Below are 23,666 nucleotides of genomic sequence, written 5' to 3' on the forward strand. Positions count from 1 at the left end.
TCGAATGCCCTGGATCCTAAGACGCGCAATTGTTGCCGAGCCTTCTAGGCCGGTCATTTTGGCCGTGCAGGATACACAGCTTCATAAAGCCAAAAAGAATTTTGTTTTTCTTTTTAATACCGTTTAGGTATATGCCTGCACAGCACAGATCCGAGGTATCGGCATGAAAGCCAATTCCTTGACCTGTTCTACTTACGAGGTTTTTCAACTAACGCCGGCCACGATGAGGACCGGTCGGAGCCCACTTTAGGTGCCCGTGACAAAAACCAAAAAGAATAAAAAGTACGCATAACTGCAGTTATTGGAATATTGACAGGCAAAAAAAAGCCTCGCCAGTTGGCGAGGCTTTTTCTGAAAACGTATTACATGAAGCTGTAGGTGTAGTTGAAGATCAGACGGGTCTGGTCCTGGCTGGCGATACCGGTATCGCTGCCACGGTAAGTGCCATGACGCAGTGTTGTGCCGAAGCCTTTGAGTACGCCTTGCTGGATGGTGTAGTCCACACGCAGGTCGCGTTCCCACTCGGACTGATCAGGGCTGGTACCGTTTTTGGCCTTGATGTTATCGCCATACAGGTAGGCGGCCGAGGCTTTCAGACCTGGCACACCCAACGCAGCGAAGTCGTAGGAGTACTGACCGAACGTGGTGTTTTCACCGGCCCGGACAAAGCCGTTGATCATGGAATCGGTGAACAGGTAGAAGCTCGCGCCGCCCGCTTCTTCACTGCGACGGTTGTCATTCACAACGCTACCCTGGTTCAGGTAGACGAAACCGCCGTCATCATTGACGCGTTGATGACCCAGCAGGAACGCGTTGCCACCCAGGGTGTAGGTGAACATGGCGCTCCAGGTCTTGTTGTCGACCTCGCCCGGGGTCTTGGCGTAACCACCGTTGTTGTTGAACTGATAGCCCGCATCGCCGTTCTTGCCATCGGAACCGCTATCGAAGTAGCGCAGGTCCGTCTTGAAGGACTGATTGGTACCAATCGGCCAGACATGTACCAGACCCAGGAAGTCCTGTTTGTAGTAGTCCTTCAGATTCGCGTGGTAGTACTGCAGAGTCAGGTCTTTGGTGACCTTCCAGTCGGCACCGGCGTAACGGAACTGGTTGCTCTCCTCGGTACCACCAGCCACGGCCAGACCGGTGCTGTTGGAAGAGGCGCGACCCGCCGCGTGCTCCAACTGACCAACGTTGAAGGTAACGTTGTCGATTTCCTTCGAGGAGATCGTGCCACCCTCAAAGGTCTGTGGCAGCAGACGGCTGTCGTTCGCGACCAGAATCGGCATGTTCGGTTGCAACGCGCCGCCCAAGTGGGCCTCGGTCTTGGAGAAGCGTGCCTTTACGTTAGCTGCCGCACGGCTCCACTCACTCGCCGCCGAACCATCGGAGTCGCTTGGGAAGAATGAGCTCGGGTACGGGTGATGCCCCTTGCCGCCGTCCAGATGGATACCGACCAGTGCTTGAGCGTCGATACCGAAGCCGACAGTACCTTGGGTGAAACCGGACAGGTAATCAAATTTGAGGCCTTCAGCGGTCTCTTTCTGATCGGCACCGCCGTCACGGTTATCGTTGTTGAAATACATGGTGCGGGAACTGACGGAAGCCTTGCTGTCTTCCAGGAAACCGGCGGCGCCTGCCTGCTGCGCCAAAACCCCTACGGCCACGGCCAAGGCCAAGGTGGACTTGTTCATTGTTTAGCTCCTCTCGTTTCTAATTCTTGTGTTCCTGGCCCCAAGTCGATGCTTGGAATCCTAAGATGCGCGATTAGCGCCAGAGCGTGACCCACAAGTCAATCGTAACTATGTGTGTCTACGACCATGGTCTAATCCCCCGTTTTTTGGTCCATGCAGGTCATGAGTTCGTCATAAACCTGAAAAGAACTAGCTGCCTCTTTTCTCATACCCTTTAGGAATTAAGCTCTGCGCCGCTCCCAGCCCCCCAGAATAGGGCCCTCAGCTCATAAGCTAATTCCTAAACAGTATTTACTAGCCGTTTTTTAGATCGTTTAGCGTTTGAAGCAATTCGGAAACAAAACCTTACCGAAGGGCCCCGCCATGACGACCAAACGCGCACTATCCAGTCCAATTGTTACAGTTTGTGTATCGCGATTATTTACGCTCTCCGCTCAGGCGGCCAACTTGACCGTGGGCTACCCAACCGGTATCGCCCCCAGCAAAGTCCCCAGGCAGACGGTCCGTACGAAAAAAACAATCGGCGAGAAAATTGACTGGCGTCGCTTCAACAGCGGCCCGGAAGTGGTGACCGCGCGCACTCAGCAAACCACTGCGCTACTGGAGGGCGGCACGGCGAAGGCGATTGGCGAGACGGCGAAGCTCTTGAAAGAGCAAGGGAAGGTAGAGACGGTGCTGCCGGATTATTCGGCGTATGTCAGTGCAAAGTTTGTGGCTGACTGATGATCGTTCCCACACTCTGCGTGGGAACGATCACTGCCACAGGATCACAGGGTCTTTTCGAAGATCTTCGAATTACGCTGATAGTTGTACAGCGAAGCCCGTGCTGACGGCAGGCGTTCAACGCTGCTCGGCACGAACCCGCGCTCGCGGAACCAGTGAGCGGTGCGGGTCGTCAGCACGAACAGGGTTTTCAACCCCTGGGCCCGGGCACGGGTTTCGATGCGCTCCAGCAGCTCATCACCGCGACCGCCATGCCGGTATTCCGGGTTCACTGCCAGGCACGCCAGCTCCCCGGCGTCCGAGTCGGCAATCTGATAAAGCGCCGCACAGGCGATGATCATGCCTTCGCGTTCAACCACGCTGAACTGCTCGATCTCACGTTCCAGCACTTCACGGGAGCGACGCACCAGAATCCCCTGCTCTTCCAGCGGGCTGATCAGGTCCAGCAAACCGCCGACATCTTCGATCGCGGCTTCACGCACCACTTCGAATTGTTCCTGCGCCACCAGCGTACCGCCACCGTCACGGGTGAACAGTTCGGTCAGCAGAGCACCGTCTTCGGCGTAGCTGACGATATGGCTGCGCGCCACGCCGCCCCGACAGGCCTCAGCGGCTGCATCCAACAATTCAGCCTGATAGTTGCTGCCCAGCCGCTGCAAATGCGCCGGCACTTGTTGCGGACGCAATTCGCGCACCAGACGACCGTTTTCATCGATCAAGCCCGGGTCGGCGCCAAACAGCAGCAGCTTGTCCGCGCCCAGGTCGATGGCCGCGCGAGTGGCGACGTCTTCACAGGCGAGGTTGAAGATTTCACCGGTTGGCGAGTAGCCCAACGGCGACAGCAACACGATGGAGCGTTCGTCCAGCAGGCGATTGATGCCTTTGCGGTCGACCCGACGCACTTCGCCGGTGTGGTGATAATCCACACCTTCGAGCACACCAATCGGCCGCGCCGTGACCAGGTTGCCGCTGGCCACCCGCAGGCGCGAGCCCTGCATCGGCGAAGAGGCCATGTCCATGGAAAGGCGCGCTTCAATAGCAATACGCAACTGGCCGACTGCATCGATCACACACTCCAGCGTCGCAGCATCGGTGATGCGCATGCCGTGATGGTAATGCGGGGTCAGGCCACGCGTGGCGAGGCGGGTTTCAATTTGCGGTCGGGAACCGTGAACCAGCACAAGGCGCACCCCCAGGCTGTGCAACAGCACCAGGTCGTGAACGATATTGCCGAAATTCGGATGCTCCACCCCATCGCCGGGGAGCATGACGACAAAGGTGCAATCGCGGTGGGCATTGATGTAAGGCGAAGCGTGACGAAGCCAATTAACGTATTCGGGCATGAACCTGGGCCTGTAATAAATAGCAGCCAAAAAATGGGCGAAACTGAAAACGCACAGCGGGCTGATGGTTATCGTCGGAACAGGCTTGGCGACACGCGCGCTCTCCTCATGAATACGGGTTGGGACACTGGCAATTTATACGGCATGTCAGGCAAAGCACAGACCCTGTGGGCGCGGGCGGGCTCGCTCCCACATGGATTTGCGCTCAACTGACGGGCATTGCGGCCGGTGTCAGGCAGTAATGTTGAATCAGTTGACGTAATAGATGCACCGTAGGCTGCAAACGTGACATTTCGAGGTATTCCCCCGGTTGGTGGGCGCAGGCGATATCGCCCGGGCCGAGCACCAGTGTCTCGCAGCCAAGTTGCTGAAGATAAGGCGCTTCGGTGCCGAACGCCACTGCTTCGGCACCATGGCCGGTAAGCTTTTCAGCGATCCGCACCAATTCCGCGTCTTCGGCCTGCTCAAAGGGCGGCACCTCAGGGAACAGCGGCGCGTAATCGATCTTCACCTGATGGCGCTCGGCAACCGGTTTGAGCCGCTGCAAAATCTCCGCGCGCAAGGCCTTGGGATCCATGCCCGGCAAGGGCCGCAGGTCGAATTCCAGCGAACACTGGCCGCAGATACGGTTAGGGTTGTCGCCGCCATGGATGCAGCCGAAGTTCATGGTCGGCGTCGGCACGCCAAACTGCGGATTGCGGAATTCGCGCTGCCACAACAGGCGCAGACCACGTAATTCGCCGATTGCATCGTGCATCGCTTCAAGGGCGCTGTGGCCCAGGCGTGGGTCCGAGGAATGGCCACTCTGACCGAGAATGTCGATGCGTTCCATCATGATGCCTTTGTGCATGCGGATCGGCTTCAGCCCGGTCGGCTCGCCGATAACCGCTGCGCGGCCCAATGGACGCCCGGCCTTGGCCAGGGCGCGAGCACCGGACATCGAGCTTTCTTCATCGCATGTAGCGAGGATCAACAACGGTTGCTTGAACGGCTGATCGAGCAGCGGGATCACCGCTTCGATGGCCAAGGCGAAAAAGCCCTTCATGTCACAACTGCCCAAGCCCACCCAACGACCATCGACTTCGGTGAGCTTCAGCGGATCGGTCTGCCACAACGCGCCATCGAACGGCACCGTGTCACTGTGGCCGGCCAACACCAGGCCGCCGGGGCCGGTACCAAAACTGGCCAGCAGGTTGAACTTGCCGGGGCTGACTTGCTGGATATCACAGGCAAACCCCAGATCACCCAGCCACGTCGCCAGCAAATCGATTACCGGGCGGTTGGTCTGATCCAGGTTCGGTTGGGTGCAGCTGACCGACGGCGCAGCGATCAGTGCAGCGAACTGATCTTTCATGGACGGCAAGGGCATCGCTGACTCCAACTCCCGGATTGAAGTCCATCATAGAACCATCTGGCGACAGGAATAAACCGTCGCGGGGCGTAGGAACGTTCACTCCTGTACACTGCACGACCTTGGCAGCCACACATTCCCCCGGCTGCGCTCCCGATCCTGGATTTTCCGGCCATGCAGAAAGAAACCGAAATCAAGCTCCGCGTCAGCCGCGAAACCCTCGCGGCCCTGCGCGAGCACCCGCTCCTGAAAAAACGCAACAAAAGTGGCTGGGAACGCCGTGAGTTGATGAATCAATACTTCGACACGCCTGAGCGCGACCTGGCCCGCGCCAAGGTTGCCCTGCGCCTGCGCCGCGATGGCGAAGAAGTGATTCAGACGCTCAAGACCCGCGGCCACAGTGTTGCCGGCCTGTCCGAGCGTAACGAATACGACTGGAACCTGCCCAAAGCCAAGCTCGACGTGAAGAAACTCGACGGCGAATGCTGGCCTGAAGAGCTGGCCGAGCTGGACAAGAAAACCCTCAAGCCGATCTTCACCACCGATTTCGTTCGCGAACGCGCTGAAATCGCCTGGGGCCGTGGCAAGACCAAAGTAGTCATCGAAGCCGCGCTGGACCTGGGCCACGTGATCGTCGGCAAGCAGAAAGAAGAAATCTGCGAACTGGAACTGGAATTGCGCGAAGGCGAGCCGGCCGCCCTGCTGGAACTGGCCGCAGAACTGGCCGCAACCCTGGCCCTGATGCCGTGTGACATCAGCAAGGCTGAGCGCGGCTATCGCCTGTACGACGCCAACAGCTATTCGTTGAGCCTGCCGGCGCCGCAAATCACCGCCGAAACCCCGCTGGACGACGCGTTCGCCGCGCTGAGCTGGCACTTGCTGGGCAGCAGCCAGCGTCTGGCTGAGCAATATCGCTTCAACGGCCACTGGCGCCTGTTGCTGGACTGGGTCGAAAACCTCGCTGAATTGCGTGCTTTGCTTAGTAGCCTGGGTCAAGCCGCGCCGCGTCAGTCCACCCACGACCTGCGCCTTGCGCTGGATGCGTTGCTGGAAGACTGGCGTCCGCTGGTGCAAGCCGGCATCGAGGACGAAGACGTGCGCAAAGCCGCGCCGGAGCAATTCCTCGAAGAACTGGAAGACCCGCGCTGGGGCCTGTTCTCGCTGAACACCTCACGCTGGTTGCTGGCCCGCACCTGGGCGGCTGATCGCAACGTTCGTGGCAATCGCCAGGGTGCCGCGCAACTGGGTAGCTGGTTGCCGCGGTTGCTGGGTGAAGAAGCAACGTCCCTGCAATTGCAGCGTTATCAGCAACAGCCGGAAGACCTGGCCGAGCAACTGCCGCGCATCGAGCGCATTCAGGCGTGGCTGCACCATGCCCGTGGCGTGCTGGACATCCCGGAAATGGATCGCCTGTACGGTGAGCTGAAACAGCTGGCGCAACTGGCCAACGAGCCGATCACCGATGAATCGCTGGATGCGCGTAAGCAGCAGGCGATTGCGGTGTACCAGAATCGTGCCTGGAAAATGCTGCTGCGTATGTAAGTACACAACTGTGGCGAGGAGGCTTGCCCCCTCGCCACAAAAGCACTCTGCCGGTGTTACACCGGCAAACTCGTCGTCGACTTGATCTCCGACAACGCCACAATCGAATTCACTTCCTGTATCCCCGGCACCATCGACAGCTTTTCGAAGAAAAACCGCTCATACGCCTCAATGTCCGCCGTGACGATCCGCAGCAAAAAATCCACCGACCCCATCAGCACATAACACTCCAGCACTTCGGGAAAACCGCGGATCGCCTCAGTGAACTCAGTGAAGTTCGAACGCCCGTGCGCATTGAGTTTGATCTCGGCAAAGATCTGCGTGTTCAGGCCGATCTTCTTGCGGTCCAGCAGCGTCACCTGCCCACGAATGATTCCCTCCTCCTTCATCCGCTGAATCCGCCGCCAGCAGGGCGACTGCGACAGCCCCACCTGTTCGGCGATCTGAGCGCTGGAGAGCGAAGCGTCCTCTTGCAGCAACGCGAGAATCTTGCGGTCGTAGCCATCGAGCTCGCTTTGCATAGAAAAACCTTAAATCGTTCGTTATTCGAATTACACGATTCGATAAATCGCCAATAAGCCCAATCATAGATAAGAAATGCCCGGCACCGAATGTAAAAATTCCTCCATTGAATTTGGAGCCCGACCATGCCGCCTCTCGAAGCCGTCTACACCCCGCCCACCCGCGCCGATGTCTGGAACGCCAGCAACGCCCACTGCCGCGTTCATTACCAACTGCTGGCGGAGGCCGAGCCGGATCTGCTGTGCCGAGCGCTCAATCTGTTTGCCTTGCAGTTCTTGACGCCGCAACAGGTGAACGTGCAGCGCCAGGAGGATTTGCTGTCGATCGACATCGTCATGGACGGTCTCAGTTGGCACCGCGCCCAAGTGATTGCGGAAAAATTACGCAACCTGATCAGCGTCTGTTCGGTCGAGTTGCAAACGGCTGATGTGATGTGGGATCAACCGGCCCAGGCAGCGGGCTGAAAAATCCCGACACGGCTTCGTCGGGTAGTGGCCCAACGGTCGAGGGCTGCGCGACTATCCTTTGCGGACTGTTGTTCATGAGGAGCCCGCATGTCCGTTCAACTTGCCATTCAGGACCGCTGGCTGGATCTCAATGATTTGCTGCGCGAACTGGTCGCCCAAGGTTTCATCAGCCAGGACTCGGCCGAGCACGCGCTCAATGCCCGCCGCCGCCACGCCGCCAATGGCCAGATGCACCCGCTGGAATTCATAGCCAGCCAACACCTCGACGATCTCAGCCGTCCCGGCAAACACCTGGACCTGGAAAGCCTGACCCTGTGGCTGTCGCAGCAAGCCGGCCAGCCTTATTTGCGCATTGATCCACTGAAGATCAACGTCGCGGCCATCACGCCGTTGATGTCCTACGCCTTTGCCCAGCGCCACAAGATTCTCGCGGTATCGATCGACCGCGACGCGGTGACCGTGGCCAGCGCCCAGCCCTACGTCAGCGGCTGGGAAGCCGACCTGACCCATGTGTTGAAGTTGCCGATCAAACGGGTCGTGGCCAACCCGGTGGACATCCAGCGCTTGAGCGTCGAGTTCTTTCGTCTGGCCAAATCGGTCAGCGGTGCGACCGCTGCCGATCAGCAAACCAGCACGTTGGGCAACTTCGAACAACTGCTCAACCTCGGCGCCAGCGACCAGGAGCCGGACGCCAATGACGCGCACATCGTCAACATCGTCGATTGGCTGTTTCAGTACGCCTTCCAGCAACGCGCCAGCGATATCCACATCGAACCCCGGCGCGAACAAGGCACGGTGCGCTTTCGCATCGACGGCGTGTTGCACAACGTCTATCAATTCCCGCCGCAAGTGACCATGGCCATCGTCAGTCGCCTGAAAAGCCTTGGGCGGATGAACGTCGCGGAAAAGCGCAAACCCCAGGACGGCCGGGTGAAAACCAAGACCCCGGACGGCGGCGAAGTCGAACTGCGGCTGTCGACCTTGCCAACGGCGTTTGGCGAAAAAATGGTCATGCGGATCTTCGACCCGGAAGTGCTGCTCAAGGATTTCGATCAGTTGGGCTTTTCCGCCGAAGACCTGCGCCGCTGGCAGGACATGACTCGTCAGCCCAACGGCATCATTCTGGTCACCGGGCCGACCGGTTCGGGCAAGACCACCACGCTGTACACCACCCTGAAGAAACTGGCGACGCCGGAGGTCAACCTCTGCACCATCGAAGACCCGATTGAAATGGTCGAACCCGCGTTCAACCAGATGCAGGTCCAGCACAACATCGACCTGACCTTCGCCGCTGGCGTGCGCGCGTTGATGCGACAAGACCCGGACATCATCATGATCGGCGAGATTCGCGACCTCGAAACCGCCGAGATGGCGATTCAGGCGGCGCTCACCGGTCACTTGGTGCTCTCGACGCTGCACACCAACGACGCGCCGAGCGCGATCAGTCGCCTGCTGGAACTCGGCGTGCCGCATTACCTGATCAAAGCCACGGTGCTCGGCGTCATGGCCCAGCGCCTGGTGCGTACCTTGTGCCCCCATTGCAAGGCACCACTGACACTGGGCGAAGAGGATTGGCAGACCCTGACCAAACCCTGGCAAGCCCCGCTGCCGACCAACGCGCAACGCGCCATCGGTTGCCTGGAGTGTCGCGACACCGGCTATCACGGCCGCGCCGGGGTCTACGAAATCATGCAGCTGACGGACGGCGTCAAAGCGTTGATCAATCCGGACACCGACCTGCTGGCGATCCGGCGTCAGGCGTTCAAGGAGGGCATGCGCAGCTTGCGACTATCAGGCGCTCAGAAGGTGGCGGCAGGGCTGACCACGATCGAAGAGGTGCTGCGCGTGACGCCGCAGAGCGAGCAAAAGTAGGCACGGGTGTATGGAACTGGATGGGGGGATGGCTATCCAAGGCCGTGTAGTTAACCCAGTGGAGTCACCCATCATGCGTTTCAAACTTGCTGTCGCCACCGTCGCGCTGCTGTCCCTTCCAGTCGGTTCCGCGATGGCCGATAGCTTTTGGACTAACGTCCTTTCGTCGGGCGCGACCACCGGCTCGACTTACCTGACGTTCAAGGATCACAAGCTGATCGTCGCGGCCCAGGACGATGCCGGTAGTTTTGTTGCCAGTGACGGCGGCATTCGCGGCCCTTACCTGGAAGCGGCGATGCAGAAAGTCCGCGCCGACAACCCGGGCCTGCAGGCGACGGACATGGAACTGGCGAATGCGATTCTGGCGAAGAACGCCGTCGCTTCGAAGTAAGTCCATCGATACAAAAATGCCGCTCATATGAGCGGCATTTTTTTGCCCAAACACAAATCCCCCCTGTAGGAGTGAATTCGGGATCTCAGCGGTAATCGTCGACAGGCACACAGGCGCAGAACAGATTCCGGTCGCCGTAAACGTTATCCACCCGATTCACCACCGGCCAGTATTTGTGCTGTCGGGTGTGCGCATCCGGCGTCACCGCTTGCTCGATGCTGTACGACCGCTCCCACACTCCGGTGATGTCCGCCAAAGTATGTGGCGAACGCTTCAGCGGATTGTCCTCGGCTGGCCAGTTGCCGTTTTCCACCTCGCTGATTTCCGCACGGATGCTCAGCATCGCTCCGATAAACCGGTCCAGTTCGGCTTTTGATTCACTTTCGGTCGGCTCGACCATCAACGTCCCCGGCACGGGAAACGACATGGTGGGCGCATGGAAACCGTAATCCATCAAACGCTTGGCAACGTCTTCTTCACTGATGCCGGTCAGCGCCTTCAGTGGCCGCAGATCCAGGATACATTCGTGAGCCACCCGCCCGTTGCGCCCGGTGTAGAGCACCGGGAACGCACCGGACAAATGCTGCGCCAGGTAATTCGCGGCGAGGATTGCCACTTCGCTGGCGTCTGCCAGTTGCGGCCCCATCATCGCGATGTACATCCAGCTGATCGGCAAAATGCTCGCACTGCCCCAGGGCGCCGCGCTCACTGCGCCGTTCTGCGGCAACGGCCCGTCGATGGGTACCACCGGGTGATTGGCCACGAACGGCGCCAGGTGCGCCCGCACACCAATCGGCCCCATGCCCGGCCCACCGCCGCCATGGGGAATGCAGAAGGTCTTGTGCAGGTTCATGTGAGACACATCGGCGCCAATGTCCGCCGGGCGAGCCAAGCCGACTTGCGCGTTGAGGTTGGCGCCATCCATGTACACCTGACCGCCGTGGCTGTGGATAACTTCACACATCTCGCTGATGCCTTCCTCGTAGACACCATGGGTCGATGGATACGTCGCCATCAGGCACGCGAGTTTGTCCCCCGCCTCCGAGGCTTTTTGCTTGAGGTCATCCAGATCAACGTTGCCGGCTTCGTCGCACTCGACAATCACCACGCGCATCCCGGCCATTTGCGCCGAGGCCGGGTTGGTGCCGTGGGCCGAGGACGGAATCAGGCAGACGTCCCGCGCCCCTTGGTGACGGCTCTCGTGGTATTTGCGGATCGCCAGCAACCCGGCGTATTCGCCCTGGGCGCCGGAGTTGGGTTGCATGCAAATCGCATCGAAACCGGTGATCGCGCAGAGCCAGCGTTCCAGCTCTTCGATCATCAGCGAATACCCCACGGCCTGCTCCTTCGGCACGAACGGGTGCAGGTTGGCGAACTGCGGCCAGGTGATCGGGATCATCTCGCTGGTGGCGTTGAGCTTCATGGTGCAGGAGCCCAGCGGGATCATCGACTGGTTGAGGGCGAGGTCCTTGTTCTCCAGTTGCTTGAGGTAACGCAGCATCTCGGTTTCGCTGTGGTGCGCATTGAACACCGGATGACGCAGATAAGGCGAGGCGCGCAGCAGCCCGTCAGGAATGCCGGACGCCAGCGTTTCGGCGTCCAGATCGTCGACATTCAAACCATGATCGGCGCCAAGGAACACATCGAACAACTTGGCGACGGTGGTCTCGTCTGAGGTTTCATCGAGGCTCAACCCTAACTGTCCTCGCCCCAGAATCCGCACATTGATCTGCGCCGCCCGAGCACTTTCGATGATCGCGGTCTGGGTGCCGCCAACCTCCAGGGTCAGGGTGTCGAAGAAATGCCTGTTGAGACGGCTGACGCCGTGCCGCTCAAGGCCGGCAGCGAGGATGCAGGTCAAGCGATGCACACGCTGGGCAATGCGCTTGAGCCCTTCAGGTCCGTGGTACACCGCGTAGAAACTGGCGATGTTGGCCAGCAACACCTGAGCAGTGCAAATGTTCGAATTGGCCTTCTCCCGGCGGATATGTTGCTCGCGGGTTTGCAGGGCCATGCGCAAGGCAACATTGCCGCGAGCATCCTTGGACACGCCGATGATCCGCCCGGGAATCGCCCGTTTGTATTCATCGCGACTGGCAAAAAATGCCGCATGCGGCCCGCCGTAGCCCATGGGCACACCAAAACGCTGGGATGAGCCGAACACCACATCGGCGCCCAACTCTCCCGGCGGAGTCAGCAGCAGCAAACTCAGCAAATCAGTGGCAACACACGCCAGGGCTTGCTGCGCGTGCAGGTGATCGATCAACGGCCGCAGATCGTGGATCTCGCCATGGGTGTCGGGGTATTGCAGCAGGGCACCGAACACCTGGTGCTGTTTCAAGTTTTCCACAGTGTCGATGATCAGCTCGAAACCGAAGCCTTCGGCGCGGGTCTGCACCACCGAAATGGTCTGCGGATGGCAGTTCTGGTCGACGAAGAACAGATTGCTTTTGGACTTGGCGACTCGCTTGGCCAGCGCCATCGCTTCTGCGGCGGCGGTGGCTTCATCCAGCAAGGACGCGTTGGCCAGTTCCAGGCCGGTGAGGTCGATGGTCAGTTGCTGGAAGTTCAGCAGCGCTTCGAGCCGGCCCTGGGCAATCTCTGGCTGATAAGGCGTGTACGCGGTGTACCAACCGGGGTTTTCCAGGACGTTACGCACAATCACGGTCGGGGTGAGGGTGCCGTGGTAGCCCATGCCGATCAGGCTGGTCCAGACCTGGTTTTGCTCGGCGTAACCGCGCAACTTGGCGAGCGCGGCTTGTTCATCGAGGGCGGGCGGCAGGTCGAGCGCGCGGTTCAGGCGAATACCCGGCGGCACCGTCTGCTCGATCAATTCGACCCGGCTGCCGAGGCCGAGGCTGTCAAGCATGGCCTGCTGCTCGACGGCATCGGGCCCGAGGTGGCGGCGCAGAAAGGCATTGGGGTCGCGTAACTGGCTCAAGGACGGCAACTGGGACATGACGGGCTCTCTCTTGACTGGCGCTCAACGTCGATGCAACACGGTCAAACCAGCATAGCAGTCGATATCCGGGCGGATGGCTTGGCGCCGACGACCATTGCAGACATCATGCTCGGCATCTGCCAAATGTCCGCTGATCAGGTGCCTGAATTTATGAGCCCACTGCCTTTCCTGCCGTTTTCCAAACCCACCATCGATGAAGCGACGATTGCCGCGGTCGGCGACGTGTTGCGCTCGGGCTGGATTACCAGCGGCCCCAAGGTCCAGGCCTTTGAACAACAACTCTCGGCATTTTTTGGCGGGCGCCCGGTGCTCACGTTCAATTCCGGCACCTGCACCATGGAAATCGCCCTGCGCATTGCCGGGATCGGACCGGGCGATGAAGTGATCACCACGCCGATCTCCTGGGTGGCCACCGCCAACGTCATTCTCGAAGTCGGCGCCACCCCGGTGTTTGCCGATATCGACCCGGTCACCCGCAACATCGACCTGGCTCAACTCGAAGCCGCCATCACCCCGCGTACCAAAGCGATCCTGCCGGTATTTCTCGCCGGACTGCCGGTGGACATGACGCGCCTTTACGCACTGGCCAAGCAGTACAACCTGCGGGTGCTGGAAGACGCGGCCCAGGCGCTGGGCTCCAGCTGGAACGGCCAGCGCATCGGCTCGACCGGCGACTTCGTGTCCTTCAGTTTCCAGGCGAACAAGAACGTCACCTCGTCAGAGGGCGGCTGCCTGGTGCTGAACAATGATGAGGAAGTGCGACTGGCGCAGAAGTACCGTTTGCAGGGCGTGACCCGCAGCGGCTTCGATGGTTTGGATGTCGATGTGCTGGGCGGCAAGTTCAACATGACCGACGTCGCGGCGGCCATCGGCCTTGGGCAATTTGCTCACATCGAAGCCATCACGGCCCATCGCCGTGAACTGGCCCGGCACTATTTCGCGTGTTTTGGTGAGGTTTTCGAGGCGCAATACGGGGCTCAACTGCCCCCGGCGGATTTCGAGAACAGCAACTGGCATTTGTTCCAGCTGGTGTTGCCGGAGCGCGGGGATGGCCTGCCGGCACGGGCGACGTTCATGGAGCAGATGCAGGCGTTGGGCGTCGGTATCGGCTATCACTACCCGCCGATTCACTTGCTGAGCCTTTACCGCGAGCGCGGTTTCAAGGAGGGCATGTTCCCGGTCGCCGAGCGGGTCGGCCGCTTGATTGTCTCGTTGCCGATGTTCACGGCGATGAGCAAAGCGGATGTCGAGCGTTCGGTGGCGGCGGTCAAAGCTGTTCTGAAGCCCTAAACACCTGTGGGAGCGAGCTTGCTCGCTCCCACAGCGATTTCGCAGAGCGGGGACTATTCGCCGATCGCAGCCTTGTAGCCGGCGGCGTCGAGCAGTTTTTCCAGGTCCGCGGTGTTGCTGGGCTTGAGCTTGAAGATCCACGCGCTGTACGGGGCGGAGTTGAGCGATTCCGGAGTTGCGCTCAGTTCTCCGTTGACCGCAATCACTTCACCGGCAATCGGGGAGTAGATGTCGGAGGCGGCTTTCACCGATTCAACAACGCCCGCCTGATCTCCAGCCGCAAACTTGTTGCCCACTTCGGTCAGCTCAACGAAGACCACGTCACCCAGCGCTTCCTGCGCGTGATCGCTAATGCCCACGGTGACGGTGCCGTCGGCTTCCAGGCGGGCCCATTCGTGACTTTCGGCAAAACGCAGGTCGGCAGGAATATCGCTCATGTTCTGTGTCCTCAAGAAAAATGTCAGCGGTTTTAGTCCGCCAAAAAAGGTTAGATCAAGGTTTTTCCGTGGCGTACGAAGGTCGGCTTGACCACTCGGACCGGGTACCACTTGCCACGGATTTCCACTTCTGCGCGGTCGGCAGTTGCCATCGGCACGCGCGCCAGTGCTATCGACTTGCTAAGCGTAGGAGAGAAACTACCACTGGTGATCTCCCCTTCGCCAACATTGGCGATGCGGACCACTTGATGAGCGCGCAAAACCCCTCGCTCCTCAAGGACCAGTCCCACCAGTTTGTGCTGTACGCCGCCGGCCCGTTCGGCCTCTAGGGCGGTGCGCCCGATGAACTGGCGAGAGGCCGGTTCCCAGGCAATGCTCCAGGCCATATTGGACGCCAGTGGCGATACATCTTGATGAATGTCCTGACCGTACAGGTTCATGCCGGCTTCGACCCGCAAGGTATCCCGCGCCCCAAGGCCGATGGGGGAAATGCCCGCGCCGACCAGATCGTTGAAAAAACCCGGTGCCTGATCAGCCGGTAGAACGATTTCCAATCCATCTTCGCCGGTGTAACCGGTACGGGCGATGAACCAGTCACCTTCCGGCTGGCCTTCGAAGGGCTTGAGCAGCTGAATCAGATTGCTGCGGGCCTGGGAGACCAGTTCGCAGATTTTTTGACGGGCATGCGGGCCTTGAATCGCCAGCATCGCCAGCTCTGCACGCTCGTTGAGCTGAACATCGAAGCCGTCGAGGTGAGCCTGCATCCAGGCGAGGTCTTGATTGCGGGTGGAGGCGTTGACCACCAGGCGATAACCGTCGTCGAGGCGATAGACGATCATGTCGTCGACGATGCCGCCGCGCTCATTGAGCATGGTGCTGTAAAGAGCACGGCCGGGGCTGTGCAGGCGCTCGACATCATTGGCCAGCAAGTGCTGGAGCCAGGCCTTGGCCTGGGGGCCGCTGATATCGATCACGGTCATGTGGGATACATCGAAAACCCCGCAATCGCGGCGCACCTGGTGGTGTTCCTCGACCTGCGAGCCGTAATGCAGAGGCATATCCCAACCGCCAAAATCGACCATCTTCGCGCCGAGGGCGAGATGAAGGTCATACAGAGGCGTACGCTGTCCCATGGGTTTCTCCTTCCGGGCGTGGCGAAGGTGCGGACAGGCGCTGCACGGGGTGAAAACCTTGAACTAGAAGGCTTTCAGCCGATTTCAGCTACCGGGTCTGTCAGACGGACCGCACCGAATGCCGCGCATTGTAGCCGCAAGGTGTAGGACTGGCACCTAGCTGTTTCGATGCGCCGAACGTCGAATCAATCCGATGACCGGTAACAGGCCGACCAAAACAAGCGTCAGTGCCGGCAAAGACGCCCTCGCCCACTCCCCTTCGCTGGTCATTTCAAAGATCCGCACGGCCAGCGTGTCCCAGCCAAACGGGCGCATCAGCAGGGTTGCGGGCATTTCCTTGAGCACATCGACGAACACCAGCAACGCGGCGCTCAACGTGCCCGGCAACAACAACGGCAGATACACCTTGAAAAACAGTCGTGGCCCACTGACGCCAAGGCTACGTGCTGCTTCGGGCAAAGATGGCCGTATACGCGCCAGGCTGCTTTCCAGTGGCCCGTATGCCACCGCAATGAAACGCACCAGATAGGCCAGCAACAACGCCGAGAGACTGCCCAGCAGCAAAGGCTTGCCAGCGCCGCCTAGCCAGCCGGACAGCGGGATGACCAGCTCGCGATCCAGGTAACTGAACGCCAGCATGATCGACACCGCCAATACCGAACCCGGCAAGGCATAGCCCAGGTTGGCCAGGCCAATGCCGGAGCGGATCGTTCGGGTCGGTGCGAGGCGCCGGGCAAACGCCAACACCAAGGCAACGCTGACCGTGATCAGCGCCGCCATGCCGCCCAGGTACAAGGTGTGAAGAATCAGTCCGGTGTAACGCTCATCCAGATCGAAACGCCCGCGCAACCAAAACCACACCAGCAGTTGCAGCATCGGGATGACGAACGCACAGGCAAACACCAGGCCGCACCAGCTCATCGCCGCCAGCGCCTTGAAGCCACGCAGGTGATACAGCGCCTTGACCCGCGGCCGTTCGTTGCTCGCCCGGCTGGCCCCACGAGCACGACGTTCGCCGTACAGCACGACCATCACCACCAGCAGCAACAGGCTGGCCAGTTGGGCGGCGGTGGACAGGCTGAAGAACCCGTACCAGGTTTTGTAAATCGCAGTGGTGAACGTGTCGAAGTTGAACACCGACACTGCACCGAAATCCGCCAGGGTTTCCATCAACGCCAACGCCACCCCCGCGCCGATGGCCGGGCGCGCCATCGGCAAGGCCACTCGCCAGAACGCTTGCCACGGCGACTGGCCGAGCACCCGGGCGGCTTCCATCAAGCCTTTGCCCTGGGCGAGGAACGCCGTACGGGCCAGCAGATAGACGTAGGGATAGAAAACCAGCACCAGCACGACAATGACCCCGCCGGTGGAGCGCACACCCGGCAACCTCAGGCCCGTGCCAAACCACTCGCGCATCAGGGTTTGCACGGGGCCGGCGAAATCCAGCAGGCCGACGAAGACAAACGCCAGTACGTACGCCGGAATCGCAAACGGCAGCATCAGCGCCCAGTCCAGCCAGCGCCGGCCGGGGAACTCACAGAGACTGGTCAGCCACGCGAGGCTGACGCCCAGCAGCGTGACGCCAACCCCGACGCCGACTATCAGGGTCAGGGTGTTGCCCAACAGGCGCGGCATCTGGGTGGCCCAGAGGTGGGACCAGATCTGTTGATCGATGGTTTGCCAGGACAGCAGTAAAACACTGAGGGGCAACAGGACCAGCGCAGCGATGGCGAAGACCAGGGGATACCAGCGACGTTGGGCGGGGTGGGCCAAAGGGGTTCTCTAGAAAATGTTAAATGATTGTGCCCACGCTCTGCGTGGGCACATATTTTGTGACGTTCTGCGTCACGCTTCGACGCGGATCGTCGGAAGAGGCATTCCCACGCAGAGCGTGGGAACGATCAGCAGCAATGTCAGTTCCAGCCAGCGCGATCCATCATGCGGATTGCTTCGGCCTGACGCTTGCCGGCCACTTCCACCGGCAGGGTATCGGCCACGAACTTGCCCCACGCCGCCACTTCCTCTGAAGGCGCCACCGCCGGGTTGGCCGGGAATTCCTGGTTCACGTCGGCGAAAATCTTCTGCGCCTCAGGAGTGGTCATCCACTCCACCAGTGCCTTGGCCGCTTCCGGGTGCGGCGCGTGTTTGGTCAGGCCGATACCCGACAGGTTGACGTGCACACCGCGGTCAGCCTGGTTCGGCCAGAACAGTTTCACGCCCAAATCAGGCTTCTGCTTGTGCAGGCGACCGTAGTAGTAGGTGTTGACGATACCGACATCGCATTGACCCGCGTTGATCGCTTCCAGCACTGCGACGTCATCCGAGAACACGTCGGTGGACAGGTTGCTCACCCAACCCTTGAGGATTTTCTCGGTTTTTTCGGCGCCGTGGACTTCGATCATGGTGGCGGTCAGGGACTGGTTGTAGACCTTCTTCGCCGTGCGCAGACACAGGCGCCCTTCCCAGTTCTTGTCGGCCAGTGCTTCGTAGGTGGTCAGTTCACCCGGCTTCACGCGATCCGTGGAGTAAGCGATGGTCCGCGCCCGCAGGCTCAGGCCGGTCCAGGCGTGGGAGGCAGCGCGGTATTGCAGCGGAATGTTGGTATCGATCACTTGGGAGGTGAATGGCTGCAGGATGCCCATTTGCTCGGCCTGCCAGAGGTTGCCGGCATCGACCGTCAGCAGCAGGTCGGCGGTGGCGTTCTCACCCTCGGCCTTGATGCGCTGCATCAGCGGCGCTTCCTTGTCGGTGATGAACTTCACCTTCACCCCGGTCTTGGCGGTGTAGGCGTCGAAGACCGGTTTGATCAGCTCGTCGATACGCGAGGAGTAAACCACCACCTCGTCAGCGGCCTGGGCGGCGGTGCTGCCAATCAGGGACAGGGCGAGTGCGGTCAGTAGACGCTTCGGCAACATGGGAGCGATCTCTCGATTGAAAAAGTGAGGCCAAATGATAAGGACTCACATTTAGCTTCTCAATCAATCAGTTCGTGGAGGAGTTACCAGATGTTGCATCGTCAGAAATCTGCGGCGAATGTGCTCGCGATGAGGCCATAAGCCTCACCCAATACCTAGGCCTTGGCCAACGCCGGCAAATCCCCGGTCAACCCAAGCGCCTCACGCACAAACAACGCCTTGGCCTCGGGCATCTGCTCAACCATCTTCAACCCGGCATTGCGTAACCAGCGCACCGGCAGCGGATCAGCCTGGAACAACCGCTCAAACCCTTCCATCGCCGCCATCAACGCCAGGTTGTGCGGCATGCGCCGGCGCTCGTAACGGCTCAGCACTTTGACATCCGCCAAGCGTTCACCGCGCTCAAACGCTTGCAGCAGTACTTCGGCCAACACGGCTGCATCGAGGAAACCAAGGTTCACGCCCTGCCCGGCCAGCGGGTGAATGGTGTGCGCCGCGTCGCCGATCAATGCCAGGCCTTCGGCCACATAACGCTTGGCGTGACGCTGACGCAGCGGCACGCACAGACGCGGGTCGGCGCTGAGCACGGTGCCGAGTCGCCCTTCAAAGGCGCGTTCGAGCTCGCGGCAAAAGCCGTCGTCGTCCAGCGCCATCAGGCGTTCGGCTTCACTCGGTGTGGTCGACCAGACGATCGAACACCAATCCTGCTGCCCATCACGCTCCAGCGGCAAAAACGCCAGCGGGCCGTTGTCGGTGAAACGCTGCCAGGCGGTCATTTGATGCGCTTTGGAGCTGCGCACACTGGTGACAATCGCGTGGTGCATATAGTCCCACTCGCGCGTCGCCATGCCGGTCAGGCGCCGAACGGCCGAGTTGGCGCCGTCCGCCGCAATCACCAACGGTGCGCGCAAGGTGCGGCCGTCCGCCAGGGTCAGCAGCCAGTCATCGCCCGAGCGACGCATCTGTTCCAGACGCGCATTGGCCAGCATCCCGAGATCGCAGTCGTGCAAACGGTCAAGCAAGGCGTCCTGAACCACTCGGTTCTCGACGATGTGCCCAAGCACATCGGCATGCACGCTGGCGGCCGAGAAATGGATCTGCCCGGTGCCGCTGCCATCCCAGACGTGCATGTCGGTGTAGGGGCTGCTGCGTCGTTTGGCAATGCCGTCCCACACGCCCAGGCGTTCGAGAATCCGCTGGCTGGCCGCCGACAAGGCGCTCACTCGCGGTTCGAACGGTGCCTGGTCATCGAAGGGTTTGACGCTCAGGGGGCTGCCGTCCAGCAACAGGACTTCCAGCCCGCTGTCCTGCAACGCCAGCGCCAAGGCGCTGCCGACCATTCCGGCCCCGACAATCAGCAGATCTGCGCGCATGTCCATGCTTTAAACCTGTCTCGCTTGCGGCTTGAGCCGCACGTAAAGGGTTTTTTCGACCCGCGCCACCAAGGTGCCGGCGCCGTCGTGAATATCGACCTGCAATTGCGGCAGGTACTTTTCGCCGTCGGCCGTTTGCCGACGGATCTCGTCGAGCAAGGTCTCGTCGATGCGGAATCTGGCGAACACCGGGCCTTTGCCCGGCGAAATGAAATCGATGTCAGCGGCTTTGTCCCAGACGATGTAACGGTGCCCGAGGTTTTCCATCAGCATCAGCATGTAGAACGGGTCGACCATCGAATACAGGCTGCCACCGAACTGGGTGCCGACGTAATTGCGGTTGTACCAGCTCAGGCCCATGGACACCGTGATGTCGCGAAAGTCATCGCTGATGTGCCGCACCCGAACCCCGGCGCCCATGTACGGCGGGTAAAAGGACATGAACCAACGCATCAACCGCGCCTTGCCGAACCTGCTCGTCAGCCACTTAAGCATCGGGGCGTGTACCCAGACCCATGGCCTGCCGGGCGAACCAGCGCTTGGCCGGCGGCAGCAGATCGAGACCAAGCAGGCCGAGATTGCGGCCCAGCGACACCAGCGGCTGGGTGCTGCCGAACAATCGGGTGACCTGATCGGAGAAGCCCACCGTCAGGTTTTGATCCAGACGCTGGCGCTCGCGGTAAGCCTGCAAGGTGGCAAAGTCGCCCGGCCCGTTCTCGCTGGCCAACAAGGCCTCCGCCAAGGCTTGGGCATCACGCAGCGACAGGTTGAAACCCTGGCCGGCAATCGGGTGCAGGCTGTGAGCCGCATTGCCGAGGATCGCCAGATGTGGACGCACCTGCTCTTCCGCTTCGATCAGCGTCAGCGGGTAAAGATGACGTGCGCCAACCTGTTTCAACGTGCCGAGGCGATAACCGAACACACCCTGCAACTCGCTGAGAAAGCTCTTTTCATCCAGTGCGGCCAGCCGCTGCGCGTCCATACCCAGACGGGTCCAGACCAAGGCGCAGCGGTTGTCCGGCAGCGGCAACAGCGCCATCGGACCGTCGTCGGTGAATCGCTCGAACGCCATGCCGTTGTGTGCTTCGCTCGGCGTGATATTGGCGATCAGCGCGCTCTGGTTATACGGACGCTTCTTGATGCCGATCCCCAGTTGCTCGCGCAGGCCCGAACGGCCACCATCCGCCAGCACCGCGAGGTCGCATTCCAGGGTGGTTTCATCATTGAGGGTCAGGCGGTAACCATCGCTCAGCGGTTCCATGCGCGTGACTTCCGCCGGGCAACGCCAGGCGACCACGTCCTTGTCCAGACCTTGCCAGAGGCATTGGCCAAGCCAGGCGTTTTCCACCACGTAACCCAACGCAGGAACGCCTTCTTCCATCGCCGACAATCGTGCGGTGGAAAAGCGTCCACGGTCAGAGACATGAATCTGCTTGATCGGCTCGGCGCGGCGGGAGATTTCCTGCCACACACCCAACCGTTGGTAAATCTGTTTGGCGCCATAGGACAGCGCCGAAGAGCGGGCGTCGTAGCTCGGCTGATAAGTATCGCCGGGGGCAAAGGGCTCGATCAGGACGATCTTCCAGCCACGCGCTTTAGCCCCGGCCTGCAATGCCAAGGCGAGACTGGCGCCGACCAGGCCGCCACCGATGATTGCCAGATTGACCCGGCTCATGCTGCTTGTGTCCGCGCTTGCGCCATCAGGGCCTCGATGTCGGCGACCGTTTTCGGCACGCCTTTGGTCAATATTTCACAACCGGTCTTGGTCACCACCACGTCGTCCTCGATGCGTACGCCAATGCCGCGCCATTTCTTCGCCACGTTCTGGTTGTCCGGGGAAATGTAGATCCCCGGCTCCACCGTCAGCGCCATGCCGACTTCCAGCACCCGCCATTCACCGCCGACCTTGTACTCGCCGACGTCATGCACATCCATCCCCAGCCAGTGGCCGGCGCGGTGCATGTAAAACGCTTTGTAGGCTTCGCTGGCGATCAGTTCGTCGACGTCACCCTGCAACAGGCCGAGCTTCACCAGCCCGGTGGTAATCACCCGGACCGTGGCTTCGTGCGCCTGATTCCAGTGTTTGTTCGGGGCGATTTCGGCGAAGGCGGCTTCTTGCGAGGCCAGTACCAACTCGTAGATCGCTTTCTGTTCCGGCGAATACTTGCCATTGACCGGCCAGGTGCGGGTGATGTCGCTGGCGTAGCAGTCGATCTCGCAACCGGCGTCGATCAGCACCAGGTCTCCGTCCTTGAGCACCGCGTCATTCTGCTGGTAATGCAGGATGCAGCTGTTGCGCCCGGCGGCGACAATTGAACCGTAGGCCGGCATTTTCGCGCCGCCCTTGCGGAACTCGTAATCGAGTTCGGCTTCGAGGCTGAACTCGTGCAGCCCCACGCGGCTGGCCTGCATCGCGCGGATGTGCGCCTGAGCGGAAATCCGTGCGGCTTCGCGCATCACCTTCACTTCTGCCGCCGATTTATACAGGCGCATGTCGTGAAGCAGATGATCCAGGGCAACAAATTCGTTCGGCGGCTGGGCACCGAGGTGCGCTTTAGAGCGGATCACGTTGATCCAGTCCATCAGGTGCCGGTCGAATTCGGGGTTGCTGCCCATGGCCGAATACACCCGGTCGCGCCCTTCGATCAGGCCCGGCAGGATGTCGTCGATGTCGGTGATGGGGAAAGCGTCGTCGGCGCCAAAGTCGCGGATCGCGCCTTCCTGGCCGGCGCGCAAACCATCCCACAGCTCTCGTTCGGCGTTGCGCTCACGGCAGAACAGGATGTATTCGCCGTGGGCACGCCCCGGCATCAACACGAGGACCGCTTGAGGCTCGGGAAAGCCGCTCAGGTACTGGAAATCGCTGTCCTGGCGATAGACGTGCTCGACGTCGCGGTTGCGGATGGCGACCGCGGCGGCGGGCAGGATCGCGATGCTGTTGGGTTCCATCTGCGCCATCAGGGCCTTGCGGCGACGGCTGTATTCCGATTTCGGGATATGAATCATGGGCAGATGGCTTTTCCTGGCACGCGATTAATGCAACGACGGTTTGGCGGCTGGCGGCACGTCCGCTTTCTTGGTTTCGGAGAACAGCAGCAGCGGCGCGACGCGCAGGTATTCCATGACTTCCATGTAATCGGTTTCGCCGTCTTCGGACTCTTCCAGGGCATCTTGCACCTGAGAAATGGCCGCCAGGTCCTGCAATACTTCGGTGGCTTCAGTGCTGAGTGTGCTGCTGTCCCGGCAGTTCAAGCCGAAACCGCTGAGGAAGCCCTGGCACCACTCACCCAGTGCGACGGCACGGTCAGTCAGGGGGGCGTCATCGGTCGGCAGCAGCAGAACAACGGTCACGTCGTCGCCGGTCAGCTCGCCCTTGACCATCTCCTGCAAGCCGATCAGGGCATTGCGGACATTGTCCTGCGGTTCGCTTTCCAGCAGTTCGGCGGCATCGATCAACCACTCCTCGGCATTGAAGCCGGCACCGGCGCAACTGCGGCCGAGCAACAGGCCATGCAGTTCGGCAGGCGAGACGTTATGACCGCTGGAGGTCAGCAGTGTGGCGAAGGCTTGGTACGGGGAATTCTGAATGGTCATGGGCAGCTAGGCGCCAGACGGCGCTATGTCTAGAATGAAGGCCTTGTATCCTACATCGAC

General features: G+C 60.5%; 19 protein-coding genes and 1 pseudogene. 6 read left to right on the forward strand and 14 right to left on the reverse strand.

Annotation, left to right across the window (positions count from 1 at the left end):
- Positions 1-362: 362 nt before the first annotated feature.
- Positions 363-1,691, reverse strand: coding sequence for an OprD family porin (locus H8F22_RS16505; protein ID WP_027926476.1), 1,329 nt, complete (start codon positions 1,689-1,691; stop codon positions 363-365).
- Positions 1,692-2,054: 363 nt separating this feature from the next.
- Here H8F22_RS16505 and tauA point away from each other — a divergent pair.
- Positions 2,055-2,267: pseudogene (tauA, locus tag H8F22_RS33060) on the forward strand (taurine ABC transporter substrate-binding protein); the annotation flags it as partial.
- Between the two features lie 191 nt (positions 2,268-2,458).
- Here tauA and argA read toward each other — a convergent pair.
- On the reverse strand, positions 2,459-3,757 hold the full coding sequence (argA, locus tag H8F22_RS16515) for an amino-acid N-acetyltransferase (protein ID WP_027926474.1): 1,299 nt from the start codon (positions 3,755-3,757) through the stop codon (positions 2,459-2,461).
- A gap of 205 nt (positions 3,758-3,962) precedes the next feature.
- Positions 3,963-5,126 (reverse strand): acetylornithine deacetylase, encoded by a 1,164-nt coding sequence (gene argE / locus H8F22_RS16520; protein ID WP_027926473.1) that lies wholly within the window; start codon positions 5,124-5,126, stop codon positions 3,963-3,965.
- Between the two features lie 156 nt (positions 5,127-5,282).
- Between argE and H8F22_RS16525 the strand changes: the two genes are divergently transcribed.
- Complete coding sequence (locus H8F22_RS16525; protein ID WP_059181989.1) at positions 5,283-6,650, forward strand: CYTH domain-containing protein; 1,368 nt, start codon at positions 5,283-5,285, stop codon at positions 6,648-6,650.
- Between the two features lie 56 nt (positions 6,651-6,706).
- Here the strand turns inward: H8F22_RS16525 and H8F22_RS16530 are convergent, their stop codons facing one another.
- Positions 6,707-7,171, reverse strand: a complete 465-nt coding sequence (locus H8F22_RS16530) for an Lrp/AsnC family transcriptional regulator (RefSeq protein ID WP_027926471.1) — start codon at positions 7,169-7,171, stop codon at positions 6,707-6,709.
- Positions 7,172-7,297: 126 nt separating this feature from the next.
- Here H8F22_RS16530 and H8F22_RS16535 point away from each other — a divergent pair, with 126 nt between their 5' ends.
- The 3 genes from H8F22_RS16535 (at position 7,298) to H8F22_RS16545 (ending at position 9,902) form a co-directional block, all read left to right on the forward strand.
- Complete coding sequence (locus tag H8F22_RS16535) at positions 7,298-7,636, forward strand: hypothetical protein (protein ID WP_027926470.1); 339 nt, start codon at positions 7,298-7,300, stop codon at positions 7,634-7,636.
- Between the two features lie 90 nt (positions 7,637-7,726).
- Positions 7,727-9,511 (forward strand): GspE/PulE family protein, encoded by a 1,785-nt coding sequence (locus tag H8F22_RS16540; protein ID WP_059181988.1) that lies wholly within the window; start codon positions 7,727-7,729, stop codon positions 9,509-9,511.
- Positions 9,512-9,584: 73 nt separating this feature from the next.
- The gene (locus H8F22_RS16545) at positions 9,585-9,902 is read left to right on the forward strand and encodes a DUF2388 domain-containing protein (protein WP_027926468.1); all 318 of its coding nucleotides are present in this window, start codon (positions 9,585-9,587) and stop codon (positions 9,900-9,902) included.
- A gap of 85 nt (positions 9,903-9,987) precedes the next feature.
- Here the strand turns inward: H8F22_RS16545 and gcvP are convergent, their stop codons facing one another.
- The gene (gcvP, locus tag H8F22_RS16550) at positions 9,988-12,861 is read right to left on the reverse strand and encodes an aminomethyl-transferring glycine dehydrogenase (RefSeq protein ID WP_194940465.1); all 2,874 of its coding nucleotides are present in this window, start codon (positions 12,859-12,861) and stop codon (positions 9,988-9,990) included.
- A 153-nt stretch (positions 12,862-13,014) separates the two neighbouring features.
- Here gcvP and H8F22_RS16555 point away from each other — a divergent pair, with 153 nt between their 5' ends.
- Complete coding sequence (locus H8F22_RS16555) at positions 13,015-14,154, forward strand: DegT/DnrJ/EryC1/StrS family aminotransferase (RefSeq protein ID WP_027926466.1); 1,140 nt, start codon at positions 13,015-13,017, stop codon at positions 14,152-14,154.
- A gap of 53 nt (positions 14,155-14,207) precedes the next feature.
- On the opposite strand, the gene gcvH is transcribed toward H8F22_RS16555, so the two are convergent.
- The 9 genes from gcvH to H8F22_RS16600 all read right to left on the reverse strand — a co-directional run bounded on the left by gcvH (position 14,208) and on the right by H8F22_RS16600 (position 23,606).
- A complete protein-coding gene (gene gcvH / locus H8F22_RS16560; RefSeq protein WP_059181987.1) occupies positions 14,208-14,591 on the reverse strand; it encodes a glycine cleavage system protein GcvH in 384 nt (127 codons plus the stop codon).
- Positions 14,592-14,641: 50 nt separating this feature from the next.
- Positions 14,642-15,724 (reverse strand): glycine cleavage system aminomethyltransferase GcvT, encoded by a 1,083-nt coding sequence (gene gcvT, locus H8F22_RS16565; protein ID WP_027926464.1) that lies wholly within the window; start codon positions 15,722-15,724, stop codon positions 14,642-14,644.
- 156 nt (positions 15,725-15,880) lie between these two features.
- Positions 15,881-17,497: an ABC transporter permease gene (locus H8F22_RS16570; RefSeq protein ID WP_027926463.1), complete on the reverse strand. Its 1,617-nt coding sequence runs from the start codon at positions 17,495-17,497 to the stop codon at positions 15,881-15,883.
- A gap of 140 nt (positions 17,498-17,637) precedes the next feature.
- Complete coding sequence (locus H8F22_RS16575; RefSeq protein ID WP_027926462.1) at positions 17,638-18,639, reverse strand: extracellular solute-binding protein; 1,002 nt, start codon at positions 18,637-18,639, stop codon at positions 17,638-17,640.
- Between the two features lie 155 nt (positions 18,640-18,794).
- A complete protein-coding gene (locus H8F22_RS16580; protein ID WP_177327633.1) occupies positions 18,795-20,012 on the reverse strand; it encodes a 2-octaprenyl-3-methyl-6-methoxy-1,4-benzoquinol hydroxylase in 1,218 nt (405 codons plus the stop codon).
- A gap of 9 nt (positions 20,013-20,021) precedes the next feature.
- Positions 20,022-20,507, reverse strand: a complete 486-nt coding sequence (locus H8F22_RS16585; RefSeq protein WP_027926460.1) for a DUF4442 domain-containing protein — start codon at positions 20,505-20,507, stop codon at positions 20,022-20,024.
- A complete protein-coding gene (gene ubiH / locus H8F22_RS16590) occupies positions 20,500-21,687 on the reverse strand; it encodes a 2-octaprenyl-6-methoxyphenyl hydroxylase (RefSeq protein WP_027926459.1) in 1,188 nt (395 codons plus the stop codon). Before ubiH ends, H8F22_RS16585 begins: the two co-directional genes overlap by 8 nt.
- Positions 21,684-23,018: a Xaa-Pro aminopeptidase gene (gene pepP / locus H8F22_RS16595; protein ID WP_027926458.1), complete on the reverse strand. Its 1,335-nt coding sequence runs from the start codon at positions 23,016-23,018 to the stop codon at positions 21,684-21,686. The genes ubiH and pepP overlap by 4 nt, the downstream gene beginning before the upstream one ends.
- A gap of 27 nt (positions 23,019-23,045) precedes the next feature.
- Positions 23,046-23,606, reverse strand: coding sequence for a YecA/YgfB family protein (locus H8F22_RS16600; RefSeq protein ID WP_027926457.1), 561 nt, complete (start codon positions 23,604-23,606; stop codon positions 23,046-23,048).
- Positions 23,607-23,666 lie beyond the last annotated feature (60 nt).

This window comes from Pseudomonas mucoides (assembly GCF_015461845.1).
Classification (GTDB): Bacteria; Pseudomonadota; Gammaproteobacteria; order Pseudomonadales; family Pseudomonadaceae; genus Aquipseudomonas; species Aquipseudomonas mucoides.

Bases quoted from the DNA above. Each gene is read 5' to 3' on its own strand.
- H8F22_RS16505 (WP_027926476.1), bottom strand. From the start codon at position 1,691: ATGAACAAGTCCACCTTGGCCTTGGCCGTGGCCGTAGGGGTTTTGGCG.
- argA (WP_027926474.1), bottom strand. From the start codon at position 3,757: ATGCCCGAATACGTTAATTGGCTTCGTCACGCTTCGCCTTACATCAAT.
- argE (WP_027926473.1), bottom strand. From the start codon at position 5,126: ATGCCCTTGCCGTCCATGAAAGATCAGTTCGCTGCACTGATCGCTGCG.
- H8F22_RS16525 (WP_059181989.1), top strand. From the start codon at position 5,283: ATGCAGAAAGAAACCGAAATCAAGCTCCGCGTCAGCCGCGAAACCCTC.
- H8F22_RS16530 (WP_027926471.1), bottom strand. From the start codon at position 7,171: ATGCAAAGCGAGCTCGATGGCTACGACCGCAAGATTCTCGCGTTGCTG.
- H8F22_RS16535 (WP_027926470.1), top strand. From the start codon at position 7,298: ATGCCGCCTCTCGAAGCCGTCTACACCCCGCCCACCCGCGCCGATGTC.
- H8F22_RS16540 (WP_059181988.1), top strand. From the start codon at position 7,727: ATGTCCGTTCAACTTGCCATTCAGGACCGCTGGCTGGATCTCAATGAT.
- H8F22_RS16545 (WP_027926468.1), top strand. From the start codon at position 9,585: ATGCGTTTCAAACTTGCTGTCGCCACCGTCGCGCTGCTGTCCCTTCCA.
- gcvP (WP_194940465.1), bottom strand. From the start codon at position 12,861: ATGTCCCAGTTGCCGTCCTTGAGCCAGTTACGCGACCCCAATGCCTTT.
- H8F22_RS16555 (WP_027926466.1), top strand. From the start codon at position 13,015: ATGAGCCCACTGCCTTTCCTGCCGTTTTCCAAACCCACCATCGATGAA.
- gcvH (WP_059181987.1), bottom strand. From the start codon at position 14,591: ATGAGCGATATTCCTGCCGACCTGCGTTTTGCCGAAAGTCACGAATGG.
- gcvT (WP_027926464.1), bottom strand. From the start codon at position 15,724: ATGGGACAGCGTACGCCTCTGTATGACCTTCATCTCGCCCTCGGCGCG.
- H8F22_RS16575 (WP_027926462.1), bottom strand. From the start codon at position 18,639: ATGTTGCCGAAGCGTCTACTGACCGCACTCGCCCTGTCCCTGATTGGC.
- H8F22_RS16580 (WP_177327633.1), bottom strand. From the start codon at position 20,012: ATGCGCGCAGATCTGCTGATTGTCGGGGCCGGAATGGTCGGCAGCGCC.
- H8F22_RS16585 (WP_027926460.1), bottom strand. From the start codon at position 20,507: ATGCTTAAGTGGCTGACGAGCAGGTTCGGCAAGGCGCGGTTGATGCGT.
- ubiH (WP_027926459.1), bottom strand. From the start codon at position 21,687: ATGAGCCGGGTCAATCTGGCAATCATCGGTGGCGGCCTGGTCGGCGCC.
- pepP (WP_027926458.1), bottom strand. From the start codon at position 23,018: ATGATTCATATCCCGAAATCGGAATACAGCCGTCGCCGCAAGGCCCTG.
- H8F22_RS16600 (WP_027926457.1), bottom strand. From the start codon at position 23,606: ATGACCATTCAGAATTCCCCGTACCAAGCCTTCGCCACACTGCTGACC.